The organism is Marinicella pacifica (assembly GCF_014636635.1).
In the GTDB taxonomy this organism is placed as follows: Bacteria; Pseudomonadota; Gammaproteobacteria; order Xanthomonadales; family Marinicellaceae; genus Marinicella; species Marinicella pacifica.
On record NZ_BMEO01000004.1, the window covers coordinates 106,715 to 131,613 of the forward strand.

Annotated in this window: 22 protein-coding genes, 1 tRNA gene and 1 riboswitch; of the genes, 18 read left to right on the plus strand and 5 right to left on the minus strand. The window is 46.9% G+C overall.

The window, feature by feature from the left end; all coding sequences use genetic code 11:
* The first annotated feature begins 89 nt into the window (after positions 1-89).
* The 3 genes from IEV16_RS06230 to IEV16_RS06240 all read left to right on the plus strand — a co-directional run bounded on the left by IEV16_RS06230 (position 90) and on the right by IEV16_RS06240 (position 3,594).
* Positions 90-1,703 (plus strand): GMC family oxidoreductase, encoded by a 1,614-nt coding sequence (locus IEV16_RS06230; RefSeq protein ID WP_188364822.1) that lies wholly within the window; start codon positions 90-92, stop codon positions 1,701-1,703.
* Positions 1,704-1,867: 164 nt separating this feature from the next.
* Positions 1,868-2,794, plus strand: a complete 927-nt coding sequence (locus tag IEV16_RS06235) for an ABC transporter permease (protein WP_188364823.1) — start codon at positions 1,868-1,870, stop codon at positions 2,792-2,794.
* Positions 2,791-3,594 carry an ABC transporter permease gene (locus IEV16_RS06240; protein WP_188364824.1) on the plus strand — a complete coding sequence of 268 codons (804 nt, stop codon included), beginning with the start codon at positions 2,791-2,793 and terminating at the stop codon, positions 3,592-3,594. The genes IEV16_RS06235 and IEV16_RS06240 overlap by 4 nt, the downstream gene beginning before the upstream one ends.
* Here IEV16_RS06240 and IEV16_RS06245 read toward each other — a convergent pair.
* Positions 3,580-4,908 carry a mechanosensitive ion channel family protein gene (locus IEV16_RS06245; RefSeq protein WP_188364825.1) on the minus strand — a complete coding sequence of 443 codons (1,329 nt, stop codon included), beginning with the start codon at positions 4,906-4,908 and terminating at the stop codon, positions 3,580-3,582. The two genes, IEV16_RS06240 and IEV16_RS06245, sit on opposite strands and share 15 nt — an antisense overlap.
* A gap of 100 nt (positions 4,909-5,008) precedes the next feature.
* On the opposite strand from IEV16_RS06245, the gene IEV16_RS06250 reads away from it, so the two are divergent.
* From IEV16_RS06250 to tsaD, 11 genes are all read left to right on the plus strand, one after another.
* Positions 5,009-6,595 carry a dipeptide ABC transporter ATP-binding protein gene (locus IEV16_RS06250; RefSeq protein WP_188364826.1) on the plus strand — a complete coding sequence of 529 codons (1,587 nt, stop codon included), beginning with the start codon at positions 5,009-5,011 and terminating at the stop codon, positions 6,593-6,595.
* 75 nt (positions 6,596-6,670) lie between these two features.
* Positions 6,671-6,781: riboswitch (TPP riboswitch) on the plus strand.
* A 71-nt stretch (positions 6,782-6,852) separates the two neighbouring features.
* Positions 6,853-8,955, plus strand: a complete 2,103-nt coding sequence (locus IEV16_RS06255; protein WP_188364827.1) for a TonB-dependent receptor — start codon at positions 6,853-6,855, stop codon at positions 8,953-8,955.
* 12 nt (positions 8,956-8,967) lie between these two features.
* Positions 8,968-9,237 (plus strand): YkoF family thiamine/hydroxymethylpyrimidine-binding protein, encoded by a 270-nt coding sequence (locus IEV16_RS06260; protein WP_188364828.1) that lies wholly within the window; start codon positions 8,968-8,970, stop codon positions 9,235-9,237.
* Positions 9,197-9,847 carry a nicotinamide riboside transporter PnuC gene (pnuC, locus tag IEV16_RS06265; protein ID WP_229728268.1) on the plus strand — a complete coding sequence of 217 codons (651 nt, stop codon included), beginning with the start codon at positions 9,197-9,199 and terminating at the stop codon, positions 9,845-9,847. Before IEV16_RS06260 ends, pnuC begins: the two co-directional genes overlap by 41 nt.
* The gene (locus IEV16_RS06270; RefSeq protein WP_188364829.1) at positions 9,813-10,544 is read left to right on the plus strand and encodes a phosphotransferase; all 732 of its coding nucleotides are present in this window, start codon (positions 9,813-9,815) and stop codon (positions 10,542-10,544) included. Before pnuC ends, IEV16_RS06270 begins: the two co-directional genes overlap by 35 nt.
* 112 nt (positions 10,545-10,656) lie before the next feature.
* Positions 10,657-10,743 (plus strand) — tRNA-Leu (locus tag IEV16_RS06275).
* Between the two features lie 137 nt (positions 10,744-10,880).
* A complete protein-coding gene (locus IEV16_RS06280) occupies positions 10,881-11,192 on the plus strand; it encodes a DNA-binding protein (RefSeq protein WP_188364830.1) in 312 nt (103 codons plus the stop codon).
* The gene (locus IEV16_RS06285; RefSeq protein ID WP_188364831.1) at positions 11,185-11,499 is read left to right on the plus strand and encodes a helix-turn-helix domain-containing protein; all 315 of its coding nucleotides are present in this window, start codon (positions 11,185-11,187) and stop codon (positions 11,497-11,499) included. Before IEV16_RS06280 ends, IEV16_RS06285 begins: the two co-directional genes overlap by 8 nt.
* Before the next feature lie 71 nt (positions 11,500-11,570).
* The gene (locus IEV16_RS06290) at positions 11,571-12,038 is read left to right on the plus strand and encodes a nucleoside deaminase (protein ID WP_188364832.1); all 468 of its coding nucleotides are present in this window, start codon (positions 11,571-11,573) and stop codon (positions 12,036-12,038) included.
* A gap of 1 nt (position 12,039) precedes the next feature.
* Positions 12,040-12,621 carry a nitroreductase family protein gene (locus tag IEV16_RS06295; protein WP_188364833.1) on the plus strand — a complete coding sequence of 194 codons (582 nt, stop codon included), beginning with the start codon at positions 12,040-12,042 and terminating at the stop codon, positions 12,619-12,621.
* A complete protein-coding gene (gene tsaD, locus IEV16_RS06300; protein ID WP_188364834.1) occupies positions 12,621-13,649 on the plus strand; it encodes a tRNA (adenosine(37)-N6)-threonylcarbamoyltransferase complex transferase subunit TsaD in 1,029 nt (342 codons plus the stop codon). The genes IEV16_RS06295 and tsaD overlap by 1 nt, the downstream gene beginning before the upstream one ends.
* A gap of 6 nt (positions 13,650-13,655) precedes the next feature.
* Here the strand turns inward: tsaD and IEV16_RS06305 are convergent, their stop codons facing one another.
* Positions 13,656-13,949 (minus strand): HigA family addiction module antitoxin, encoded by a 294-nt coding sequence (locus IEV16_RS06305; RefSeq protein ID WP_188364835.1) that lies wholly within the window; start codon positions 13,947-13,949, stop codon positions 13,656-13,658.
* Between the two features lie 330 nt (positions 13,950-14,279).
* Here IEV16_RS06305 and IEV16_RS06310 point away from each other — a divergent pair, with 330 nt between their 5' ends.
* Positions 14,280-15,446: a YncE family protein gene (locus IEV16_RS06310; RefSeq protein ID WP_188364836.1), complete on the plus strand. Its 1,167-nt coding sequence runs from the start codon at positions 14,280-14,282 to the stop codon at positions 15,444-15,446.
* A 198-nt stretch (positions 15,447-15,644) separates the two neighbouring features.
* Here the strand turns inward: IEV16_RS06310 and IEV16_RS06315 are convergent, their stop codons facing one another.
* The 3 genes from IEV16_RS06315 to IEV16_RS06325 all read right to left on the minus strand — a co-directional run bounded on the left by IEV16_RS06315 (position 15,645) and on the right by IEV16_RS06325 (position 20,747).
* Positions 15,645-16,415, minus strand: coding sequence for a 3-hydroxybutyrate dehydrogenase (locus IEV16_RS06315; RefSeq protein WP_188364837.1), 771 nt, complete (start codon positions 16,413-16,415; stop codon positions 15,645-15,647).
* Complete coding sequence (locus IEV16_RS06320) at positions 16,408-18,366, minus strand: 3-hydroxybutyrate oligomer hydrolase family protein (protein WP_188364838.1); 1,959 nt, start codon at positions 18,364-18,366, stop codon at positions 16,408-16,410. Before IEV16_RS06320 ends, IEV16_RS06315 begins: the two co-directional genes overlap by 8 nt.
* Before the next feature lie 140 nt (positions 18,367-18,506).
* Positions 18,507-20,747, minus strand: coding sequence for a TonB-dependent receptor (locus IEV16_RS06325; RefSeq protein ID WP_188364839.1), 2,241 nt, complete (start codon positions 20,745-20,747; stop codon positions 18,507-18,509).
* Positions 20,748-20,900: 153 nt separating this feature from the next.
* On the opposite strand from IEV16_RS06325, the gene IEV16_RS06330 reads away from it, so the two are divergent.
* Genes IEV16_RS06330 through IEV16_RS06340 form a run of 3 tightly spaced genes read left to right on the plus strand, consistent with a single transcriptional unit; the run spans position 20,901 to position 24,894 of the window.
* Positions 20,901-21,569, plus strand: coding sequence for a TetR/AcrR family transcriptional regulator (locus IEV16_RS06330; RefSeq protein ID WP_188364840.1), 669 nt, complete (start codon positions 20,901-20,903; stop codon positions 21,567-21,569).
* Positions 21,562-22,524, plus strand: coding sequence for a deoxyribose-phosphate aldolase (gene deoC / locus IEV16_RS06335; RefSeq protein WP_188364841.1), 963 nt, complete (start codon positions 21,562-21,564; stop codon positions 22,522-22,524). Before IEV16_RS06330 ends, deoC begins: the two co-directional genes overlap by 8 nt.
* Positions 22,525-22,539: 15 nt before the next feature.
* Positions 22,540-24,894: an aldehyde dehydrogenase family protein gene (locus tag IEV16_RS06340; RefSeq protein WP_188364842.1), complete on the plus strand. Its 2,355-nt coding sequence runs from the start codon at positions 22,540-22,542 to the stop codon at positions 24,892-24,894.
* The last annotated feature ends 5 nt before the right edge of the window (positions 24,895-24,899 follow it).

Below are 24,899 nucleotides of genomic sequence, written 5' to 3' on the forward strand. Positions count from 1 at the left end.
ACACTTTTTCAAATCTTCAGCCAGCTAAACAATGACGACTTATGGGGCTTTGCGTTACAATAAACGAACGTTTCATAGAATGACCTATTTTGACTACTTTTGATTATATTATTGTTGGCGCCGGTTCCGCCGGTTGTGTGCTGGCGAATCGCCTCAGTGCAGACCCCAACAACCGGGTGCTGTTATTGGAAGCCGGCAGCAAAGACTGGAATCCGATGATTCATATGCCGGCCGGATTATCCAAACTCGCCACCTTAAAAAGCCTGAATTGGGGCTATCACACCCAGCCCGAGCCCGAATTAAATAATCGCCGTTTGTATTGGCCGCGCGGCAAAGTCCTCGGTGGTTCATCATCGATTAACGCCATGTGCTATTGCCGCGGTCACCGTAAAGATTATGACCATTGGCGTGACTTGGGCAATGACGGTTGGGGTTATGATGATGTGCTGCCTTATTTCCTGAAAAACGAAAACAACCAAAGCCTTGATGATAACTATCACAGTAACGATGGCCCTTTATCGGTGTCTGATTTAAGTTATGTAAATCCGCTCAGCCAGGTCTTTATTGAGGCCGCTGAACAAGCCGGTTATGACCGCACCGATGATTTTAATGGCGCGCATCAGCGGGGATTTGGCTTGTACCAGGTCACCCAAAAAGATAACAAACGCCATTCCGCCGCCCAGGCTTATTTAAACCCCGCTATGGATCGCGAAAATCTGACCGTGATCACAAAGGCACTGGCTGAAAAGGTTTTGTTTGATGGCAGGCGTGCAAGCGGTGTTCAAGTTCGGCATAAAAACTCCCAAAAGCAATTCCATGCCACAAAAGAAGTCATTATCTCGGGTGGCGCCATTAATTCACCGCAGCTACTGATGCTATCAGGCATTGGCGAAAAAACACAGCTACAAGAACACGGTATCAACGTGGTGTATGATTTGCCCGGCGTCGGTCAGAATTTACAAGACCATTTGGATGTTTGTCTGGTGCAGGGCAGCCGCCAAAACATCACCTACGACACCATCAACGAGTTAATGACCGGCCTGAAATATTATTTATTCAATAAAGGCCCAGGCACATCTAATATTGCTGAAGCGGGTGGCTTCTGGCAAAGTCCCCTGGCCGAAGATGACCGGCCGGATTTACAATTTCATTTTGTCCCGGCTATTTTGGATGATCATGGTCGTAATCGCATGAAAGGCAGCGGCTACACCCTGCATATGTGTATGTTACGCCCGAATAGTCGCGGTCAAATCACCCTGGCGGACAACAAGCCCGACAGTGCACCTTTGATTCAAGCCAATTACCTCAGTGCAGATGGTGATCTTGACACCATGTTGGCCGGTTTTGATATTCAGCGGAAAATTTTTGCGCAACCCGCTTTTGATGCCTATCGAGACAAGGAAATATTCCCGGGGGATGACGTGCAAAGCCAAGCGGAGATCACCGAATTTATCCGCAAAAAAGCGGAAACCATTTACCACCCCATCGGCACCTGCAAAATGGGCAGCGATGATATGGCAGTGGTAGATAGTCAGCTTAAAGTTCATGGCATTGAAGGACTTCGGGTGGTGGATGCTTCAGTGATGCCAACGCTTATTTCCGGTAACACCAACGCCCCGACCATGATGATGGCAGAAAAAATCAGCGATTCTATTCTCAATGGAGTGCTGCTGAGCAGCACGACCCGCCGAGCCGGTTGGTGAGCGAAGCGGCCGCTTCCGCTCCAAGCTCTCGCGACAGGCCTCCATCCCTGGAGGCCAATCAGAGGCGAAGAGCGCGAAGTTATAAGAAGTGTTCGCCGTGGCCGCTTTCACTTTTGTCGGGAACAAAAGTGAATGAAGTCCCAAGAACACACCTTACCTAAGCCATGATTCGTTTGCTCTGGCAAAGACTGCTGTGGGCAATTCCGGTGCTGTGGCTGGTGCTGACCATCACCTTTGTGTTGCTGCGGGTGGCACCCGGTGGTCCTTTTGATTCTGAGCGCCAGTTAACCGCTGAGGCCGCTGCGCAAATCGCCGCCAAATACCAATTAGACCAACCGGTGATGGTTCAGTACGGCAGCTACCTCGTGCAGGTATTACAGGGTGATTTAGGCCCGTCTTTTCAATACCCCGACCAAACGGTTAACGAACTGATTGCCTATGGCTTACCGATTTCAGCCACATTGGGCATTTGGGCTTTACTGTTGGCGCTATTAATTGGATTGCCTTTAGGTGTGCTGGCCGCTCAACGGGCGGATAAACCGACTGATTTTTTGATTGGCATCACTGCTGTTTTTGGTATCAGCGTACCCAATTTTGTGATTGGTCCCTTACTGATTCTGGCACTGGCCGTCTATTGGCCACTGCTACCGGTGGGCGGCTGGAATGGTGGTCAAATGAATCATCTGGTGCTGCCGGTCATCACCCTGGCCCTACCCTTTATTGCTTATATCACCCGCTTATTTCGCGGCGCTTTACTGGAAGAACTGCAAAAACCCTATATCACCACCGCCCGTGCCAAAGGCTGCAGCGAATCCCGGGTGTTATGGATGCACGCCTTTAAACCGGCGATGCTGCCGGTGGTGAGCTTCTTAGGACCTGCTTCGGTGGGCTTAATCACCGGCTCGGTGGTGGTGGAACAAATTTTTGGTTTGCCCGGGATGGGCCGTTACTTTGTGCAAGGCGCTTTAAACCGGGATTACACCCTGGTTCTGGGTGTGGTGCTGGTGGTCGCCTTACTGATGCTGATAATGAATACGTTGGCTGATGCACTCTACCGATGGCTCGATCCGCGTGCCGGTGAGCAAAGATGAAAATTAAACTTGCACTGAGTTGGTTAATTATCATGTCTTTGTGGGTCATTATCGGCCCCTGGTTATCAAGCCAGCAACCGGATTTTATTCACTGGGATGCCATGGCGCAGGCACCGGGCAGTCAGTTCTGGTTCGGCACCGATGTTATGGGTCGGGATCTCTATGTCCGGACATTATTAGGTGGGCGTTTATCCTTACTGGTGGCTCTGGTAGCCACCTGTATGAGTTTACTGATTGGTGTCAGTTACGGTTTGTTATCGGGTTATCTGGGCGGCCGCACGGATCGCTTCATGATGCGGTTTCTGGATGTCCTGTATGCGCTGCCGTTTCTGTTTCTGGTTATATTGCTGCTGGTGTTTTTTGGTCAGCACATGATTTTGTTGTTTATCGCCATTGGCGGTTATATCTGGCTCGACACCGCGCGCATCGTCCGCGGCCAGACTTTAGTACTAAAAAAACAAGCCTATGTGGAAGCCGCGCAGGCCATGGGTCAATCCACCACCCGGATTTTAAGCCGACATATTTTGCCGAATTTACGCGGCGTGGTGATTGTCTATGCCACTTTAACCATTCCTCAGGTTATTCTGATTGAATCCTTTATTTCTTTTCTGGGTCTTGGCGTACAAGAACCCAATACTTCCTGGGGTACGCTGGTCAGTGAAGGCGTGGATAACCTGCAAACCGCCCCCTGGTCACTGTGGATTCCCGGAGCCTTTTTATCACTGACTTTAATGGCCTTTAATCTACTCGGTGATGGTTTAAGAGACTACTGGGACCCAAAACGCTTACGTCCTCGATGAATCAGCTGTCGGTTCAGCACCGGCATCGGCGTCCGGTAAAGCTTGCGATGTTTTCTCTTGTGCCGGCTGTGCCAATGCCTCGCGCAAAAAACGCACATCGGCACTGCCCGGTGACTGGTGAATGCGTAATTCAAAGGCATCAATCACGGCATAAATATGATCAAAAATATCGCTTTGAATGGCCTCATATTCGGCCCATACGGTGGTATTGGTAAAGGCATAAATCTGCAAAGGTATGCCCTGATTTTCAGCGGCCTGCTGACGCACCATCAGGGTCATGTCCTGATGAATCCCTGGATGATTTTTTAGCATATTCACTAAATACGCCCGTAAAGTGCCCAGGTTAGTTAAGCGACGCCCATTGATTTTCACTTCCATATTGAAATTATGCGCTTTGTTATAAGCTTTAATTTCTTTGTTCTTTTCTTCCAGATAAGGCGCCAGTAAACTCGCCTGACTTAGACGTTCCATTAATTCATCATCCATAAATTTCACGCTGGTAACATCAATATAAATATTACGCATAATGCGCCGGCCGCCGGACTGGGTCATGCCCTGCCAGTTTTTAAAAGAATCTGAAATCAGCGCATAAGTGGGAATGGTGGTAATGGTTTTATCCCAGTTTTGTACCTTCACCGTAGTTAGCGCAATTTCAATGACATCACCATCGGCACCGTAACTGGGCATCTCCAGCCAGTCACCAATGCGTAGCATGTCGTTGGCGGATAATTGAATACCAGCAATAAAGCCTAAAATCGGGTCTTTGAACACCAGCATCATAACCGCCGTCATGGCACCCAAACCACTGATAATCAGGGTGGGTGATTTATTGATCACCACCGCAATCATAAAGATAATGGCCACCACCGTGAACAGCAATTTGATCGCCTGTAAAAAACCCTGAATGGGCAGATTACGGGTGCGTTTATGCTCCCTGGCCATGTAACCGACGCCATCAACCAGTGAAAATATGGTTAATAATATAAACAGCGTAATCCACAGTAAGGTTAAGGTCTGTAACCAGTTAAACAGCGTGGTGTCCTGGTTTAACCACAACCTGATTTGAATAAAAATAATAATGCCCTGTACCGTGAGGGCAAGGCGGCTGAACAATTTCTCTTCAAACAGAATATCCCGCCATAAGCGTCTTGATTTACGGGTCAGTTTATCCACCACATTATGCATGACCCGATGAAACAACCAGTGAACCAGCAAGGCCGTGACAACAATCACACCAACCATGACCAATGCCGTCTGCCATTGGACCAATTTAATACCAAACTCGGCGAACCAGTGTTTAATATATTCTTTCATAATTGCTCAATGCGGTTTTTAAACAAACATAAATGGGGTTTGAATGGTGTTTTTAAACCGGTGTCTTGTTGACATAATCCTAATCACCTAAAATAAAACAATGCATGACCATCCGATTCTGAGCGTCCAAAATCTCTCGCTGCAATTTCAGCAAACCCATGCGGCCACCTTAAAAAATCTGTCCTTTCAGTTACAGGCCGGAGAGACGATTGGACTGGCGGGCGCATCAGGCAGCGGTAAATCACTCACCGCCCAATGCCTGATGGGTATTCAGCCGACCAACAGTTTATTGCGTGGTGAAATCATTTTTAACAACCGCAAACTAACCGGACTCAATCAAAAACAATGGCAGGATATTCGGGGCCAATGTATGTCCATGGTGTTTCAAGAACCCATGACCGCATTTAACCCGGTACAAACCATTGGCCGGCAAATCACTGAAATGCTGGTTTTACACAGCCACTTAAACCATTCACAACGCCAGCATCGGCTTAACCAACTGTTGAGTGATGTCCGGTTACCGGCCGATTTTCACAATCGCTATCCGCACCAACTTTCCGGCGGTCAGAAACAACGGGCGGTGATTGCCATGGCGGTGGCCTGTCAGCCCGACCTGTTAATTTGCGATGAGCCGACCACCGCCCTGGATGTCACCACCCAGGAACACATTATTAAGCTGCTGAAAAAACTACAAGAAAAATACGCTATGGCGATGCTGTTTATCAGCCATGATCTGGCAGTCATGGCGCAGGTCGCCGACCGCATTGCTGTCATGCAATCAGGCGAAATTGTCGAAACCGCCGATACACATACACTGATTAATGAACCACAAACCGATTACAGCCGACAATTACTGGCCGCCGCCGGCCTGAAAAAATTACAAGATAAAACGTTTAAATCTGAACCCGCCGCATTACTGCACATTAAAAATCTTACGGTCACTTTTAAACAACCCAAAAGCCTGTTTCGCAGCCATCAATTCACCGCCGTTAATCAGGCCAATATGCACATCCATGCCGGGGAAATTGTTGGCCTGGTGGGCGAGTCCGGCAGTGGCAAAACCACTTTGGGTCGCTGTCTGGTGGGCTTACAAACACCGGAGTCTGGTGAGATTTTATTTAAAGGACAAGCGCTACCTGATAATCGTCAAGCCAAAAAGCGTATCCAGATGATTTTCCAGGATCCCTATGCTTCGTTAAATCCACAACTCACCATTCAACAATCCCTGTCCGAACCACTAACAATTCATGGTTTATATAAAGACAAATCCCAACGTCAACAACGCTTAAAGTCACTCTTAAACCAGGTGGAATTAGATGCAACATCCTTAAACCGATATCCGCATCAATTTTCCGGCGGTCAGCGCCAGCGCATTGCCATTGCCCGGGCTCTGGCCTGTGAACCGGAATTGCTGATTTGTGATGAGGCGGTCACCGCCTTGGATGTGCTGATACAGCAAGAGATTGTGGCATTGCTGAAAAAGCTGGTCGAAGAAACCAGTCTCAGCTTATTATTTATCACTCATGACATCGCTCTGGTCAGTGGCTTTGCTGATCGTCTGGTGGTGATGCAAAACGGTCAATTAATCGAACAAGGCCCAAGCCGCGACATTATTCAGCATCCTAAGCACAGCTACACCCAACAACTGATCACCAGCATACCACGACTGGCAACAACGGCATCTTAATCCGTGCTGGCGCAGGCCGGCACCCAGCGTCTTTCAGAATGATTGCGCACTTTATTCGTTATTTTGTTACAATGCCCAGCATCCAAGGGGCGACTCGAGCGAATGCGACAGTCTGAGACAGTGAATACTGAACCCTTTGTACCTGATCCGGTTCATACCGGCGTAGGAATGGATTAATTTCACCTCGCCTCAACCGGATCTCCTTTTTATGCCGGTTGTTGACTCATTTAACGCCGGCCGGTTTTAAGTGAGATCCTATGTTAAAAAAAATATCGACCATAAGCTTTTTGGGCTTATCCTTCATCGCCCTGTCCGCCGACGACCAAAACAGCACAGACAGTCAGTCTGATGAAACGCAGCTGAGTGACATTCAGGTCACTTCTGATTTTCGAGTTGAAACCACGGAAAGTGAAGTCCCGGCTTCTTTAACCGTATTAGATGAAGAAAGTCTCAACCAAGCGGGACAACAGCATTTTCAGGATGTGTTAAATTTAGTCCCAAATATTAACTGGTCCGGCTCCACCTCACGGCCGCGCTACTTTCAAATCCGTGGTATCGGCGAGCGCTCTCAATACGAAGGCGCACCCAATCCATCGGTGGGTTTTATTATCGATGACATGGATTTTACCGGCATCGGTGGTGCCGCCACTTTGTTTGATATCGAGCACATCGAAGTGCTGCGTGGCTCCCAAGGCACCCGCTATGGCGCCAATGCCCTGGCCGGTTTAATTTATGTCCAATCCAAGGCGCCGAGTACCGAAAATGCGTACCACGGCCGGCTTTCAGTGGGTCAGGACGGTATTCGTAGCCTCGGTTTCAGCGCCACCGGTGGTCTGGGTAACAGTGAAACAAATGCCTACCGACTGGCTGTTCATCAATACAACAGTGACGGCTTTCGCCACAATGCTTTTTTAAATCGTGACGACAGCGACCAAAAAGATGAATTAACATTGCGCGGAAAATTTCACTTTCAAATTAATGACAGCTGGCAAAGTGATGTAAGTTTACTGCTGATTGATCAGGATAACGGCTTTGATGTCTGGACCCCGACCCATGACTTCACCACCTACAGCAATGATTTAGGTATCGATGCCCAAAAAGCTGTCGGAGGTTCCTGGAAAAATATCTGGACAACAGACGTGTTTGATGTGGTCAGCATCACCACCCTAACCGATGCCGATATTACTTACTTTTTTGATGGTGACTGGGGGAATAATGATTACTGGGGCGAGTATGCGCCCTATGAATACGCCCTCAACAATGACCGCGAACGGCGTCATACCACCCAGGAGTTTAGAGTACTGTCGAATCAAGACAGCCGAATTTTTAACGATCGCAGTGACTGGCTGGTGGGTCTGTATTTATCGCGTTTAGATGAAGACAACCATTCACTGGAAGCATCAGATGGTGTGCCATATCGTGATTTCAGCAACCACTACCAAGCCGATAAATTCGCTTTATTTGGCCAGCTGGACAGCCACTTAACGGAAAAAACCACACTGTCAACCGGCGTTCGATTCGAGCAGCGCAAAGCCGATTATTTCGATGACAATGCACTCAACCTGAAACCCAAAGACGATATGCTCGGCGGTCAGATTTCACTGAAGCATCAGTTGAATAAGCGCCATAACCTGTATGCCACCGTGGCCCGCGGCTTTAAGGCCGGTGGTTTTAATCTCAGCACCACCCTGCCCGATAGTCGGCGCAGTTATGACCCGGAATATCTGGTTAATTATGAAATCGGCAGCAAAGCTTTTTTATTTGATTACCGCCTGCAGCTTAATACCGCGCTGTTTTATTCCAAACGCAAGGACATGCAAGTCAGCACCTCATTCCAAAGTGACCCCAATGATCCGCTGACTTATGTGTATTACACCGGCAATGCCGCCGAAGGTGAAAATTACGGTCTTGAAATGGATGCGCTGTGGCAGGTCAACAGGAATCTGAGTTTACATGGTTCTGTGGGGTATTTAAAAGCTAAATACACCGATTACGTCACCATCGACGGTGACTTTAGCGGCCGTGAACAAGCCCATGCCCCCAATTACACCGCCAATATGGGTTTGACTTATATGGGCGATGGCGGCTTCTTTGCCCGTATGGATTATCAGGCGGTGGATGCTTTTTATTTTTCCGACTCCCATGACCAGCGTGCCGACGGCAAACAACTGCTGCATGTTAAGGTGGGCTATCAGGCACCTCAGTGGGCACTGTATGCCTGGGGCCGAAATGTACTGGATGAACGCTATGGGGTTCGGGGTTTTTATTTTGGTCTTGAACCACCGAATTATGAAGACACCCTATACACCCACCTCGGTGATCCGCAGCATTTTGGTATCACTTTTGAATTTGATTATTAGGAGATGTGTCCCATGAAAGTATCAGTTGATATCAGTTTATACCCGCTAACCGAAGATTTTTTAACCGTGGTCGATGATTTTATCCAGCGATTGAAAAAAGAACCGGATTTAACCATTAAGGTCAATGATTTAAGCACCCAGGTGTTTGGCGACTACGCCACTGTGTTAAGCAAAGTCAATGCCGCCATGCAGGCAACCCATGAAAAAACCCCGAAAGCGGCGTTTATCATGAAGATTTTGAATGGCGATTTACTGGATCAACACAGCGGCCAGTATGCCTGAATTTTTTGTCCATTGGTGGCAGGGTCTTCAGGCCCAGTCTTTGCTTGAGCTCATTGCTGTTATCACTGCGGTGTTGTATTTGTGGCTGGCCATACGTGAAAATATCTGGTGCTGGTTTTTTGCCTTTATCAGCACCGCACTGTCGATATATATTTTCCATCAGGCAAGTTTACTGAGCGAATCTTTGCTCAATGTCTTTTATCTGGTGATGGCAGTTTACGGCTGGTACCAATGGCGCGGCGGCCAGAGCCATAACCCGCGTCAGATTCAGAAATGGCCGCTCAAAAAACACTTGTTGTGGATTGCGATAACGGCTTTGTTTGTACCGCTGCTCGGCTTATACACCCAACAATACGGCGCCGCTTACCCCTTTTTAGATGCCTTCACTTCGTGTTTTGCGGTGTTGACCACCATTCTGGTCGCCTACAAAGTGTATGAGAACTGGTATTACTGGCTGGTGATTGACAGCGTGTCCATGTGGTTGTTCTGGCAAAAAGAACTGTACTTTTTCACCGGACTCTTCGCCATTTACCTTATTATGGTGATTATTGGCATCATCCAGTGGTCTAAAAGCTATGACCGACAATCTGCGCAGATTACAAGACATTAAATTTATTGCTCAGGCCGGACTGATTGAAGCCCGGCCGATTAAGCATGGTTTAAATAACCACAGCTTTCAGGTTATCACCGAACAAGGGCATTATTTTGTGCGCTTCAATGCCGTTATTGCAGGTGTTGACCGGCAACGGGAATCACAGATACTGGCGTTGATTGCGCCTTTAAATATTAGTCCAAAGGTGCATGTCAACGACCTGCAGAATAATGTCTTAATCACGGACTGGTGTCGCGGCAAACTCTGGCAAGCTGACGATTTTAATAATAAAGGCTTTATTAATACCCTGGCAGATCAATTAAAACGGTTCCATCAAATCGAACTCACTGAACAACCTCTGTTTACAGACAGCCGTCTCGACAAACGCCTACTGAATTATGCCAAAAACCAAAAGCACCGCATTAAAAACCACATCCATCGCCACCTCGATAAACTCACTGAACTGGGCTTTTGGGAGGTCAATCAATACCTCACCCACTTTGATTTAAATCCCCGCAATATTATTGGTCGACAACCACCGCTGCTGCTGGACTGGGAGTTTGCCGGATTGGGTCATCCCCTGATTGACTGGCTGATTATTGAATATGAAAGCGGCCAATACCTGGAAAACTTTTACCACTGCTATGATGATAATGACTGGCTACCGCCTTTACGTGCCTTGATTCAAATCATGATGCAAATCTGGGCCAAATAAACACCTAAATAACAGGTTTAAAATTCTTTTAAATCAGAAATTGGGGCTTGTGAGAATTACCCGCCTCAAGTAGAATAGCCGGTCTCAATCTAGGACGAGCGTCCTGACAAGAGCCCGGGTGGCGGAATTGGTAGACGCGCCAGCTTCAGGTGCTGGTGGGGGCAACCCCGTGGAGGTTCAAGTCCTCTCCCGGGCACCATTAATTCTTTTATATTAAGACGTTTAGATCTCGTTGTACGTAATTTAAACGTCATTAGTTTATATTTTCCCGCACATTTTTTTAATTTAGTTGCATTCTTTTCTTTACTTAATACGGAATATCCGTATATTAAGTCTATGAAAACCGTTATTGAAACGCCGACTTTCATTAAAACCTCTCGTAAGATTTGGAGCGAGGAAGAAATTGAGGATTTTATTGAATATATTTCAATGAATAGCCATGTGGGTAAAGTGATAACCCACGGCAAGGGTTTACGGAAAATACGCTGGGGTGGTCATTTTTTGGGTAAACGAGGTGCTGGACGAGTTATTTACATGAACATCTTAGAAGATAAGGTTGTTTTACTTTTGGCTTATAAAAAAGGCAAGAAAAAGACAACCACACCAGATGATTTAAAAACATTATTGAATGAGTTAAACGATGATTAATAAAAAAGATATTTTTGACATGGTCACTGCTGCTGAAAATGATGCTGATCAAGCTCTACCGGGTCTCACCCAATCGCTTAACGAAGCGTTAGCAGGCGAAGGTGTTGTCCACACTCCGGAACAAATCTTATTAAAAAAAGTTCGTCGTAAACTTGGCATGAATCAGATCGATTTTGCAGAACTTATTAATACGCCGGTAGGCACTTTAAGAGACTGGGAACAGGGTCGTATACCTCCGAGTGGGGCTGCAATTACATTAGCTGAAATTCTGCTCATGCATCCTGATTTAGCTAAAGAAATCGCTTAGCAATTTGATATTGCCACCATTGACATATCTGTCGGTAAGATTATGATAAGCTTTTAACAAATTAGGTTTATATGCAAAAAAAATTTATGCAGCGAGCCATTGAATTGGCGCGTGAAGGTATGGATGCCGGGGCCGGTGGGCCGTTTGGTTCGGTGGTGGTCAGGGATGGTGAGATAATCGCTGAGGGTTACAATGGCGTGACCTCGAATAATGATCCGACCGCCCATGCGGAAGTCACTGCGATTCGTGAAGCCTGTCAAAAACTCGGCACATTTCAGCTCGAAGATTGTGAAATATACACCTCTTGTGAACCCTGCCCGATGTGTTTAGGCGCCATTTACTGGGCCCGTCCGAAAGCGGTTTACTATGCCTGCAGCCGTGAAGATGCCGCGGCCATCGATTTTGATGATCAGTTGATTTATGACGAAATTGACGCCGGCATTGAGAATCGCCAGATACCCTTTAAACAGATTCAGCGTGAAGAAGCTTTAGGTGTTTTTGACGCCTGGCAGAAGAAAACCGATAAAATTGAGTATTAATATGTCACAACGCACAGCCCATCCACAGGTGATTGAATTTTTACAAAACCGCCGTTCAGTGCTGATTAAACACTTAACCGAACCGGGTCCTAATGAGGACGAATTAAACACCATACTAACCATCGCCACGCGGGTCCCGGATCACCGAAAACTCGAACCCTGGCGCTTACTGGTGATTCGCGGTGAAGGCCGTGCTCAACTGGGTCAGAAACTGGCCGCTATCCGGGCTAAAAAGCATGACCTGATTCCGCAACAACTGGAAATCGAAGCCAATAATTTTAAACGCGCACCGCTGGTGATTGCGGTGGTGTCTTCACCGCAAGATGGCAATACGCCGGTTGAAGAACAAACCTGTTCCGGTGCTGTGGTCGCCCAGCATATCAACTTGGCCGCTGCTGCATTGGGCTATGCCAGCCAATGGGTCACCGGCTGGTCTTGTTTGGATAAAGACGCGCAGAAGACTATGGGACTTGCTGATCATGAATGGATTATTGGTTATGTTTACATCGGCTCGACAGACGATGAACCGGCTGATCGCGCCCGGCCTGATTTAAACGATAAAGTGACTTACATAGACAGCTAATGATTGTCCTCGGTATTGAATCCTCTTGCGACGAAACCGGAATCGCTTTATATAACAGTGAAACCGGTGCATTGCTGGCGGATCAATTGTACAGTCAAATTGAATTGCATGCCCAATACGGCGGTGTGGTGCCGGAATTGGCGTCACGCGATCATGTGCGTAAAATTGTGCCGTTAATTGAACAGGTCTGTGCAGAAGCGGTTATGACCTTACAAGACATCGATGCGGTGGCCTACACCGCCGGGCCCGGATTGATCGGTGCCCTATTGGTGGGTGCCTGTGTCGGTCGCTCAATGGCCTGGGCTCTGGATATACCCAGTGTCGAAATCCATCACATGGAAGGCCATCTATTAGCACCTTTACTGGCCGATGATAAACCTGAATTCCCATTCTTATGTTTACTGGTCTCAGGCGGCCATACTTTGTTAGTGGATGTACAAGGCCTGGGTGATTATACAATTCTCGGTGACACTTTGGATGATGCCGCGGGAGAAGCCTTTGATAAAACCGCCAAAATGCTCGGCTTGCCCTACCCCGGTGGCCGCTATATTGCTGAATTGGCCGAACACGGTGATGTTACGCGCTTTAAATTCCCGCGCCCGATGATGAACCGGCCGGGTCTGGATTTTAGTTTCTCAGGACTCAAAACCTTTACCCGGTTGACCTGGGAAGACAACCAGGATGATGACGATATTGAACAATTAAAAGCCGATATTGCCGCTTGTTTCCAGGACGCCGTGGTCGATACCCTGACCAAAAAATGCCTGCGTGCAATTAAACAAACCGGCCACACGTCGCTGGTGATTTCCGGCGGCGTCAGCGCCAACCTGCAACTCCGGGAAACCCTGAAAAAAATGGGCCAAAAACATCACTTCAAATCCTACTTCCCGGATCTTAAATACTGCACCGACAACGGCGCCATGATTGCCATCGCCGGCGCCATGCGTTTAGAACAAAATATCCCCGAAAAAGAAACCGCGATACGCGCCCAGCCGCGCTGGAGTTTAGAGCAATTAAGCCCGCCATAATTATTATTACAGCGCGCTCAGTTCAACTTTGTGAACATCATCCAATCGTATTTCCTTTCGAATTATCCAAAGATCATAAGCTTGTTGCATGGCCAGCCAGCTTTCAGGACTGCGCCCCAAAGCTTTTGATAATCGCAATGCCATTTCAGGACTGATTCCACTTTGTCCTTTTAATATCCGATTTAATGTTGAAGCCGCCACATCCAATTGCTTCGCTAAATAACGACAACTTAATCCATATGGATCCATATAGGTGGCTTTAATAAATTCTCCGGGGTGTGGTGGGTTATGCATAGACATCAGTGGCAATCCTCATAATTGACTTTATAGACGTGCCCATCATTAAACGCAAAGGTTAACCGCCAATTCCCACTAACAACCACAGACCTGATAGTTGACCTATTAAGGGATGTAAACGATAGCCAGGGATATTTAAGTCATCAATACTATGGGCTGAATCCAAAGCCGCTAACTGCATGCGCAATCGTCTACTTTAGTGTATTGCGCAAAACGAGTCTATTGTTAATCAGTATTTTTTAATCGGCTGAATCAAATTAAGTCTTACTAAGTATGAATTGACTTTATAACCACCGCTTAATACACTGGTTTAAATTCAGTGCCTTAGAACAAATGATAAAAACAATCTATATAATCTTGCTCCTACTCTTTAGCCAATGGGTGACGGCTAAAGTTGCTTATTTGCCGTTGATAGAACCTGATGTGTTTTATCCAAAGGAAACAGCATTAATGGCAATGGATTTAGATTCAGGCCAAATTTTAGATCGTGTTGAAATAGGTGATGGCACAAAATCTGTCTTTGTTGATGACACCGGAAAACAGCTTTATGTGGCTATTAAATATGAAAAAAGAATTGTCCGTTTAGATACGTCCACGCTCAAAATTGTGGAACAATGGAATAACCTGCCCTCATACCCCGATAAAATCATACTCAGTGAAGATAATAAAAAACTGTATTTTATTCAGCTGAATGTGGGAACTGGTATTAATGATCTGTACCAAATTGACCTAAATAACAATCAAATTAGCTCAGTTATAAATTTCTCCAATTCTGCTATCATTAAAGTTATATATAGCAACAATTTAAAATATTTGACTCTTTTGGTTGAAAACCATATCAATGATGAATTCAGCATACACACTTATTCAAGTAATGATTTATCCTTAAAATACTCAAGTAATCTGACAAATTATTTGCCCATAGACATGATAGACAACGAGGGTGAGAATTTTTATTATGGAGATAATAATCAGTCTCAATTTATCTCAAGAAAACTAAGTGATATCTCAATAAACTGGTCTTATTCCTATTCGGGCGAAACTGCTTATTTTTCACCTTATGAGAAAGACAGCTCTACCTTAATTGTTAATGGCACTATAAATAATTATATGATTAACAAACAAACGGGCTCTGGTACCGCCTTAACCAGCGATGGCGCACAAATTAATCTTTTTGGTCATTTTGAGCATTTAAAATTGGATTCTCTTATTTTGATCAACTATCCAGAAATATTTTGTATTACTGGAATGTGCCACTTAACCTCAAAACTAAACATTTCAAAAGTTAATCTTATCAATAATTCCAATGAAGTCATTTACCAGTCGCAAAATTATTTAGGCAGCAACCCTATAGGTCGCTTTGTCGGTGAGAATTTTTATCGCGGCACAGCTGTTCAACAAGTACCTGTTTTAAGTCATTTGGGTTTGTTCTTGTTATTAGGTGGTTTTATTTACTTGGTTTCATTGAGAAATATAGGTCTGAAAACTAAAAATGAATAATGGCTATTATTCAAAAATATTTCAGACTTTAAGTGTATTCAGACTTTAAAAATGTATGCCTGGCATCAATCTCTGATCCCGTCTCGATTCTACCCTACACTTCCCTGTGAGGGTCATCAACAGTAGGGCCTTTGAGCAGTCCAAGTACATCGCTTGTTAGAACATTCATCCTCTGTCTTCCGTCTTCTGTCCTCTGGCTCACTGCGCCGTCCAGCCCCCATCAAGCGCAATCGCCTGAGCCGTTATATTTCGTGCTGCAGGTGAAATCAAAAACGCGGCGGTGCCGGCCAGTTCTTCGACGCTGACGAATTGTTTTTTTGGCATGTGTTTGAGCATGATTTTTTCGACGACCTCATCTTCGCTGATACCGTGGGCTTTCGCCTGTTGGCTGATCTGGTCGCGCACCATGGCGGTATCCACATAGCCGGGGCATAAGGTGTTAATGGTGATATCAAAGTCTGCGACTTCTAAAGCCAGGGTTTTCGCCAGGCCTAACAGGCCGTGTTTAGCGGAAATATAGGCTGACTTATAGGCCGAAGCCACCAATGAATGAACCGAGCCGATGTTAATAATGCGGCCAAAATTATTGGCTTTCATACTCGGTAACACCGCCTGTGTGGTCATGGCCGGGCCCATCAACATGACATTAATCAGTTGTTGCCATTTTTCGCGGGGGAATTCTTCAAGTGGTGAGACATATTGAATACCGGCGTTATTAACCAAAACATCGATGCCCTTGTTTTCGGCCCGGGCTTTTAAGGCCGTTAAGTGGTTATCATTGCAGACATCCAATTGCATAATGTCCACATCAAGCCCTTGTTGCTTAAGCTGCTGTTGGGTTTCGGTGAGCGAATCCAGATTGTAATCGCTGAGGATAACTTGATTCTCCTTCGCCAAATGACGTCCTATGGCCAAACCAATGCCGCCGCTGGCACCGGTAATTAAAACCTGCTTGGCTTTTTTATTCATGGTTCAAGTACTCCAAAACATCATGATTCGCTTCAATTAAATCGGTAGGTTGTGCACTTATTGGCGGTATATTTTCAGCTGATAACGGCGCTAATTCTGTGTCTTTCATTAGTCGCACTTGTGTGGATACATATTGACTGGGCGGCAAGGGTTGTTGATTTTTCAAATACGCCCACATCATATCCAAAGCCTGCTCAAGGTAGGGATGCATCGGCACAAACTGCGCGTTAAAGCCGGGATAGGCTAAGAAGGCATCGAAATGCTGAACATTTTCAATCTCATAAAAACGCAGGTTTTTGTTGGCATTTCGGGCACTCTGGTTTTTTGTGAAGTAGGCTCGCGAGGCGTGATTAATGGCCACGGTGCCATCTGCCGTACCATGTAAAATAATCGTGGGTGTTTGATCTAAGTCACCATCCACCTGAATCGCTTTAATCGCAGACGCCATCTCTTGTGAACGGGCTTTGTTATAAAGACATTGTTGTGCTGCAAAACCAAAATTCGGGTGCATCATCAGGCGTTTATCCGGCTCACCATCGGCATTTATACCGGCCACTTCAACGCCATTGCTTGGCGCAATACCATTGCCTTTGGCGAACATGGTTTTTATTTCTTTTTCGGTTAATGCCCGGGCCTGGCCCATTTGTGTCATACCGGAAAAGACCACGCCGCAGAGCTGATCTTCGGGCTTGGTCTGTAAATAGCTATTGACGTATGTATGCCCAATACCGGCCCACATATGACTTAAGGTATTAATTTGTGCCATGGCCAAAGCTTCTGTTGTGATTCCGGCTTGTAGGAGTTTATCCATGGCGGCTGCCGGTAAGTCTGTGTCACCTGCAGGCAATAAACCGGATGTTTGCAATACCAGGCAACGCTGCATCAACCAGGGTTGAATCAAGGCGGTATTGGCTTTAAAAGGTGCATTGTTTAAAGATGGATGTAAAGCCGCACAAGGCTCATATACGCCTAACAGTGTGCCTAATTCAATCAGACTTAGGGTGTCAATGCTTTGACTGTGGCCATTTTTCTTAAGCTGATAGCGGTAATCCATATTTAATTGCGGTTCAGCCGCCACCACCGCATCAATCAAACCATCTTTATCTATTTCTGCGGCGCTAAGCACGGCCCCACCGCCATTGGAAATACTGGCTGCCATGACGGTCACATTGTCTTTATTGAGTTCGTCATCGACCTCTGATGTTAAAACCACTAAACCATAACGCGTCGCATCCAGGACAAATTCACCCCAATACTGCTCAGGATGAACGCCGGAAAAAGGCTGTTTTTGAATCACTTGCGGACCATTCACCTGAGGTAAGCGCGTGGCTTCTGCCAACGGATCCTCCGCATCCACCAAGGTGCCATCAATGGCATAAACCTGTTCACCGTCGATTGCCATCTGCGTGCCGGTGCCTTTATCGGTATAAACCACGGCACAATTGTTCATTAACCCCCAGGTTCCGGTGGTGGCAACCGAGCCCAGGACATGGCGCGAGCCACTGGATGGCGCCACCAACAGGCATGGGGTTTCCGCATCAAAAGACTCTGGAATCTGTACCACGATGGTGTGATAAGCATTATCTGCAACGCTGCGTTGTTGCCAGTACTCTGTCCCGGCTATGGCCTTTGTGTTTTCATTAAAACCATAGATTCGGCCAAAACCACCGGCATCAGTTAAATCGTTTAACGCTTTAAACTGATGGTAATAGGCCGACCGTCTTAACTCAGTCGCGGTTGGATTTTCGCTGATTTCCGGACCAGTGGCAGCCCGCAATTGCGCCAATGATAAACCAGCGGTCAGCAAATCATCGCTTTGACCATCGTAATAGACTTTTTTCAGGTATAACGGTGAACCGTCATCCACTGACTCATTCGTCGGTTGATGAACGGACGTCTGACAAGCTGTCAGTAGTAAAGAAGTAAACAGAATAATAAGGCAGGTTTTCATCACCATTTCCTCGAATAAAAATAAAAAGTGTGGACGCCGTTACCTGAGTAACGACGTCCAAGAGAGGAAGAACAATTATTTAGGCCTGACATGAGTCACGTGAATTAATTGCAAGCACATTTCATGCCGGGCCGGATATTTTAAAAGCGGTAATTTAACGCCACATACCAGGTTCGAGGTGCGCCGTAGTAAGCGGTCTGGATATTACCCACACTGGCGAATTCCTGCGCATCGACTTTATAAACCTCGTCGGTTAAGTTCTTACCGCCGGCACGAATTGACCAGCGCGGATCGGCGAAGTCATAAGCGACATAGGCATTGGTTAACCAGTACTGGTCTTGTGACAACACATCACGATTATCCACCGATAAATACATGTCGTCAGTAAAGCTGGCATTGGCACCAAAACGCAAGGTAGCGCCACCATCTAAATACATGTTGTGATTAAAGCCCAACCGGAAGGTCCACTCAGGTGAAAAGGGTGGGGTATCTTCTGAACGGTCTTGATCCGGATAACGGAAGTCAAAGAATTCTTTGTATTCAGCATCCAGATAACCCAAGGAAGTATAAATTGTGGTTCCGGCAGACAACAGGTACGTCATTTCTAACTCAGCACCTTTAATATCCAGTTCAGCGGCATTAATCACCGGAAAGCTGGAAATATCTTCGGCTACTCGTGCCTGAAAGTCTTCGTAATCACTGCTGAAAACGGCCCAGTTGGCGCGTAAACGATTATTCATAAACATCGATTTACCACCGATTTCATAGGTCCAAACTGTTTCCGGATCAAAAGAACTGACATCGGTCGCTGCATTGGCTCGACCATTAAAGCCACCGGATTTAAAGCCTTTGGAGACACTGCCGTAGATCATGTGATTATCGTTGAAACTATAATCAACCGACACATGGGGCGTCACATCATCCCAGCTGTCAGACGCCTGGAAGGCAAAGGTACCATCTAAAAACGGACCGGCGGTTGAGAATGTTGAGGTGGTGCGATCGTAATCTTTTTTATCTTTAGAATAACGCAAACCGGCCGTTAAACCCCATTGATCTGTCAAAGTCCAGTTTCCTTGTGCAAACAAAGCATAAGAAGTGGTTTCCAAATCATCATCAATGGTACGTAAGAAATCCAAAGGGACGCCACCGAACTGTAAAAAGTCATCGGCAAAGGCTTTTTGGTGTGAGGGCACATCTTCTTTCATGTAGTACAAACCCATGACCGCGTTGAAACCGGCATTATTGTCATACAAGAACTGAAATTCCTGACTGGTTTGGTTCTGATCAACACCCACAAAAACATCACCCAGTTCCAGTACAGTGGCATCAATATCAATGTATGAATCAGACTGTAAATCCCGGTAAGCGGTGATTGATTTAAAGGTCCAGGCCTCGTTCATCATGTAGTCAATTGTAAAACTTGCCCCGTAATGGGTGAGTTCCTGGTTTTCATCATTGGTGAAAGACGAACGTCCGGTAAAGTCATACTCGCCGGTTTCAGGCAATCGCAACAAAATCGGATTGGTCGGGTCGGCCAGATCCACCGCAACCAATGGTGCCTCTGCACGACCCAAACTTAAGGCGTTTTCCTGGTCTGTGTAGTCAAATGACAAGGTCCAGTTAAGCTGTGAGGTTGGATTGGAGTCAATAATCACACGCGCCGCGGTGTTATCACGGTCATTGTAATGCTGACCGGTTAGCGGATCAGTCACATAGCCATTATCCAAGCTATAAACCGTGGCAAAACTCATGTTGGTGTTTTCGCTGACAGCACCGGTTAAATAGGCACTGCCTGAGGTTTTACTGTAATCACCAAAAAGGAATTCAAACTCACCACCGAATTCTTCTGAAGGCTTTCGCGTGACGACGTTAACGGCTCCACCAATGGTGTTTTTACCATACAGAGTACCCTGAGGCCCCCGCAACACTTCAACACGATCAACGTCATACAAACTCATTAAAGCGCCTTGAATACGTGACATATAGACCCCGTCAACATAAACACCGACACCCGGATCAAAAGTTTGTAAGGCATCCGGTTGGCCAACACCACGAATATAGATATTGGCACTGGAGGCCGAACCACGACCTAAAACCAGGTTCATATTCGGCACCGCACCGGCTAAACCGTCCAGGCTTTCTGCCTGGGCATCTTCTAAGTCCTCACGGCTAAAGTTAGTGACCGCCACCGGTACATCCTGAGCAGATTCTTCCGTTCTTCGTGCCGTTACCTTGACATCGTCCAACGCCAAAGTGTCGGATTGTTCTTGTTCATTTGATTCAGTATCAGATTGAGCCAATGCCACACTGCTGATACCAATACCCAAAACCGATGCCATTAAAATTTGGCTCACGGCTTTGCTTAATTTTGACTGTTTCATAATGGTGTCCCCATAAAAAAAAGATTGTCCATTCGCTATGGTACAACAAATATTTAACTTTATTCAACAAGTGTTTAATTTATTCATGCAATTATTGACACCACAAGCGTGCTAAAATGCTGATTTTAATTTTACTGACGTTTTAATAACCCCATGGCTAAGCAACCATCCACCAAAGACCGCATCTTAAATGCCGCCGAAAAATTATTTGCAACCCGTGGCTTTTATGGTGTTTCAATCCGTCAAATCACCACCGAAGCCGATGTCGATCCGGCTTTGGCGAGTTATCATTTCGGCAAGAAAAAAGATATTTTTAATGCAGTGATGCTGCGCCGGGCTGAAGTGTTAAACCGAGAGCGAATTGCCATGCTGGATGACTGCATTCGTCGCGCCAAACCCAACCCGGCACCTTTGCATGAAATCATTGATGCCTTTACCCATGCGCTGTTAAACCGAGCCACACAGGGCGGTCAAGGCTGGAAAAATTATTTTGCGATTATTGCTCAAATCAATAACCACCCGGAACTGGGTGGTATTATCATGACCCAGTATTTTGATCCGTTGGCCAAAAAATTTATTGCCGCCATTCAGGCCACCCTGCCCGACAGTCAGCCTGAGGATTTATACTGGTGCTATCATTTCTTGTCCGGCGCACTGACCTTAACCTTTTCGGGCACCGAACGGATTAATAACCTGTCTGAAGGGCTGTGCCCGCCGTCAGATCTTTACGCCGTGCATGACCGTTTGGTGCCCTTTATCACCGCAGGCTTTAAAGTTTTCGCCAATGGCTCTAAAATAAACGACTGTAACAATAATGACTAAACAAACCATGAACAGGAACCCCGGCACCGAACTGAATCTGGCCTGGATAAATAATATTCAGACCAACACCAGTGCCACTGAACGCCGTGCCGCCACACTGGGCACCCGGCGCTCCATCAAAAAAGACCATCAGGCGGCCTGGCTGATTAAAGCCATCGGTCTGATTGACTTAACCACTCTGGCCGGTGATGACACTGAACAGCGGGTTCGGCGCTTGTGCGCCAAAGCCAAAAACCCTTTACGCCAGGATTTAAAAGACGCACTGGGAATTGGCGATATGAATCTGACCACCGCGGCCGTGTGCGTTTACCATGATATGCTGGCAACAGCCCATAAAGCATTAGAAGGCACAGACATTCATCTGGCCGCGGTGTCCACCGGCTTTCCGGCCGGTTTAACGCCGCATGAATTAAAAGTCGCTGAAATAAAAGCCTCGGTGGCTGCCGGTGCCGATGAAATTGATGTGGTGATTACCCGTAAGCACGTTTTTAAACAAGATTGGCAGGCCCTCTATGATGAGGTCAAAGAATACCGTGAAGCCTGTGGTGGAGCCCATTTAAAAACCATTCTGGCCACCGGCGAATTGGCGACCTTACGCAATGTCGCCAAAGCCTCGATGGTGTGCATGATGGCCGGCGCTGATTTTATTAAAACCTCCACCGGCAAAGAATCCGTCAATGCCACCTTACCGGTATCACTGACCATGATTCGTCAAATACGTAATTATTTACATTTGACCGGTTTTAAAGTCGGCTATAAACCCGCCGGTGGCATCAGCAAAGCCAAAGATGCCCTGGTGTATTTATCCATGATGAAGGAAGAACTGGGTAACGACTGGCTCGAACCGGAATTATTTCGTTTTGGCGCCTCCAGTTTGCTCGGCGACATTGAACGTCAGTTAGAACATCACGTCACCGGCCACTACTCAGCCGCCCATCGCCACGCCATGGGATAAACAATAATAGATATTATGAACATTAAAGAGATACTAAAAACCATGGACTACGGCACCGCCCCTGAAAGTCAAACCACTGCCCAAGACTGGTTACAACAATCGCCCTTTGGTCATTTTATTAATAATCAATGGCTTAAAGGCTCTAATCATTTTAACAGTGTTAATCCCGCCAGCGGTGAAACCCTGGCTCAAATCAGTCAGGCCGATAAAGCCATGATCAATAAAGCCGTCAAAGCCGCTGAACAAGCCACACCCAAATGGCAGGCTTTAAGTGGTCATGACCGTGCCAAATACTTATATGCGCTGGCACGCCTGATTCAGAAAAACAGCCGTATTTTATCGGTTCTGGAAACCTTAGATAACGGCAAACCGATTCGGGAAAGTCGCGACATTGATATTCCTTTGGCGGCCCGGCATTTTTATCACCATGCCGGCTGGGCGCAATTACTGGACAGTGAATTGCCCGATCATCAAGCCCTGGGTGTGGTCGGCCAGGTGATTCCCTGGAACTTCCCGTTTTTAATGCTGGCCTGGAAAATCGCCCCGGCGATCGCCACCGGTAATACCGTTGTGCTTAAACCGGCCGAACAAACGTCCTTAACGGCGCTTTATTTTGCCGAATTGTGCCAACAGGCCAACTTACCCGAAGGTGTGGTGAATATCGTCACAGGTGACGGTCGTGTCGGCGAAGCCATTGTTAACCACAAAGACATTCAGAAAATTGCCTTCACCGGCTCCACCGCTGTCGGCCGAAAAATTCGCCAGGCCACCGCCGGCAGTGGCAAAAAGCTCAGCCTGGAACTGGGTGGTAAATCAGCCTTTATTGTCTGTGAAGATGCCGACCTTGATGCTGCGGTGGAAGGCGTGGTGGATGCCATCTGGTTTAACCAGGGCGAAGTCTGTTGTGCCGGTTCGCGTCTGCTGATTCAGGAATCCGTGGCGGAACGTTTTGAACAAAAACTACAAGAACGCATGAGCAAATTGCGCATCGGCGATCCCTTAGACAAATCCACCGATGTTGGCGCCATTATCAATAAGGAACAACATCAGAAAATAACTGACATGGTGAATACCGGGGTCAAACAAGGCGCGCGGATATTACAGTCACCTTGCGAATTACCCAAAGCCGGTTATTTTTACCCGCCGACTTTACTGGCTGATGTGGCCCCCGGTGATCTGGTGGTGCAGGAAGAAATTTTTGGCCCGGTGCTGGTGGGCATGACTTTCCGCACACCGGCCGAAGCGGTGGCACTGGCCAACAACAGCCGTTATGGGCTGGCCGCCACCATCTGGAGTGAGAACATTAATCTGGCACTTCATCTGGCCCCGCAAATGCAGGCCGGTGTGGTCTGGATTAACTGTGCCAATCAATTCGATGCCGCTGCCGGTTTTGGCGGTGTGAAAGAATCGGGCTTTGGCCGTGAAGGTGGTTTTGAGGGTTTATTTGAATACCTTAAACCGGGTGACGATTTCATCGCCAAAAAAGCCTCACAAAAATCTGCCAAAGCCTCCGGTAAACGTACCGCAACCGATGCCATGGACAGAACCACGAAGATGTACATCGGCGGCAAACAAGTCCGACCCGATGGCGGTTATTCTTATCCGGTGCTGGACGCCAAAGGCAATACCCTCACGCAAGCCGGTTTAGGTAATCGCAAAGACGTGCGTAATGCCGTGGAAGCCGCGGCTAATTCCGGGCAATGGTCAAAAATGACCGCTTACCAACGTCAGCAAGTGATGTATTTCCTGGCAGAAAATCTCAACCTGCGAATAGATGAATTTATCGACCGCTTAAAAGACTTTGGCCACAGCGCATCCGCTGCCAAAAAAGAAGTCGAACTAAGCATAGAACGGCTGAATTATTATGCCGCCTGGTGTGATAAATTCGACGGCAGGGTGCATGCTGTACCGATGCGGGCCGTGGCCATGGCCATGCATGAACCGATTGGCGTGATTGGCATCGCCTGCCCGGCTGAAAACCCTTTATTGAGTTTTGTGTCGCTCATGGCACCGGCACTGGCCATGGGTAATCGCGTGGTGATGCTGGCCGATGAAGCCTTCCCATTACCGGCATTGGATTTGTATCAGGTTTTAAACACATCCGATGTGCCCGCGGGCACCGTGAATATTTTATCGGGCCGCCATGAAGATATGCTGAAAACACTGGCCGGGCATTTAAACCTGGATGCCCTGTGGTATTTTGGTGATCAAGCCGGTGCCACCCTGGTGGAACAGGAATCAGCACTCAACTTAAAACGCACCTGGACCCATATTGAGCCCAAAGACTGGTGTTCAAAACAAGCCCAGGGTAAAACCTTTTTACGCATGAGTGTGGAAGTTAAAAACATCTGGACGCCATACGGCGAATAAGGACA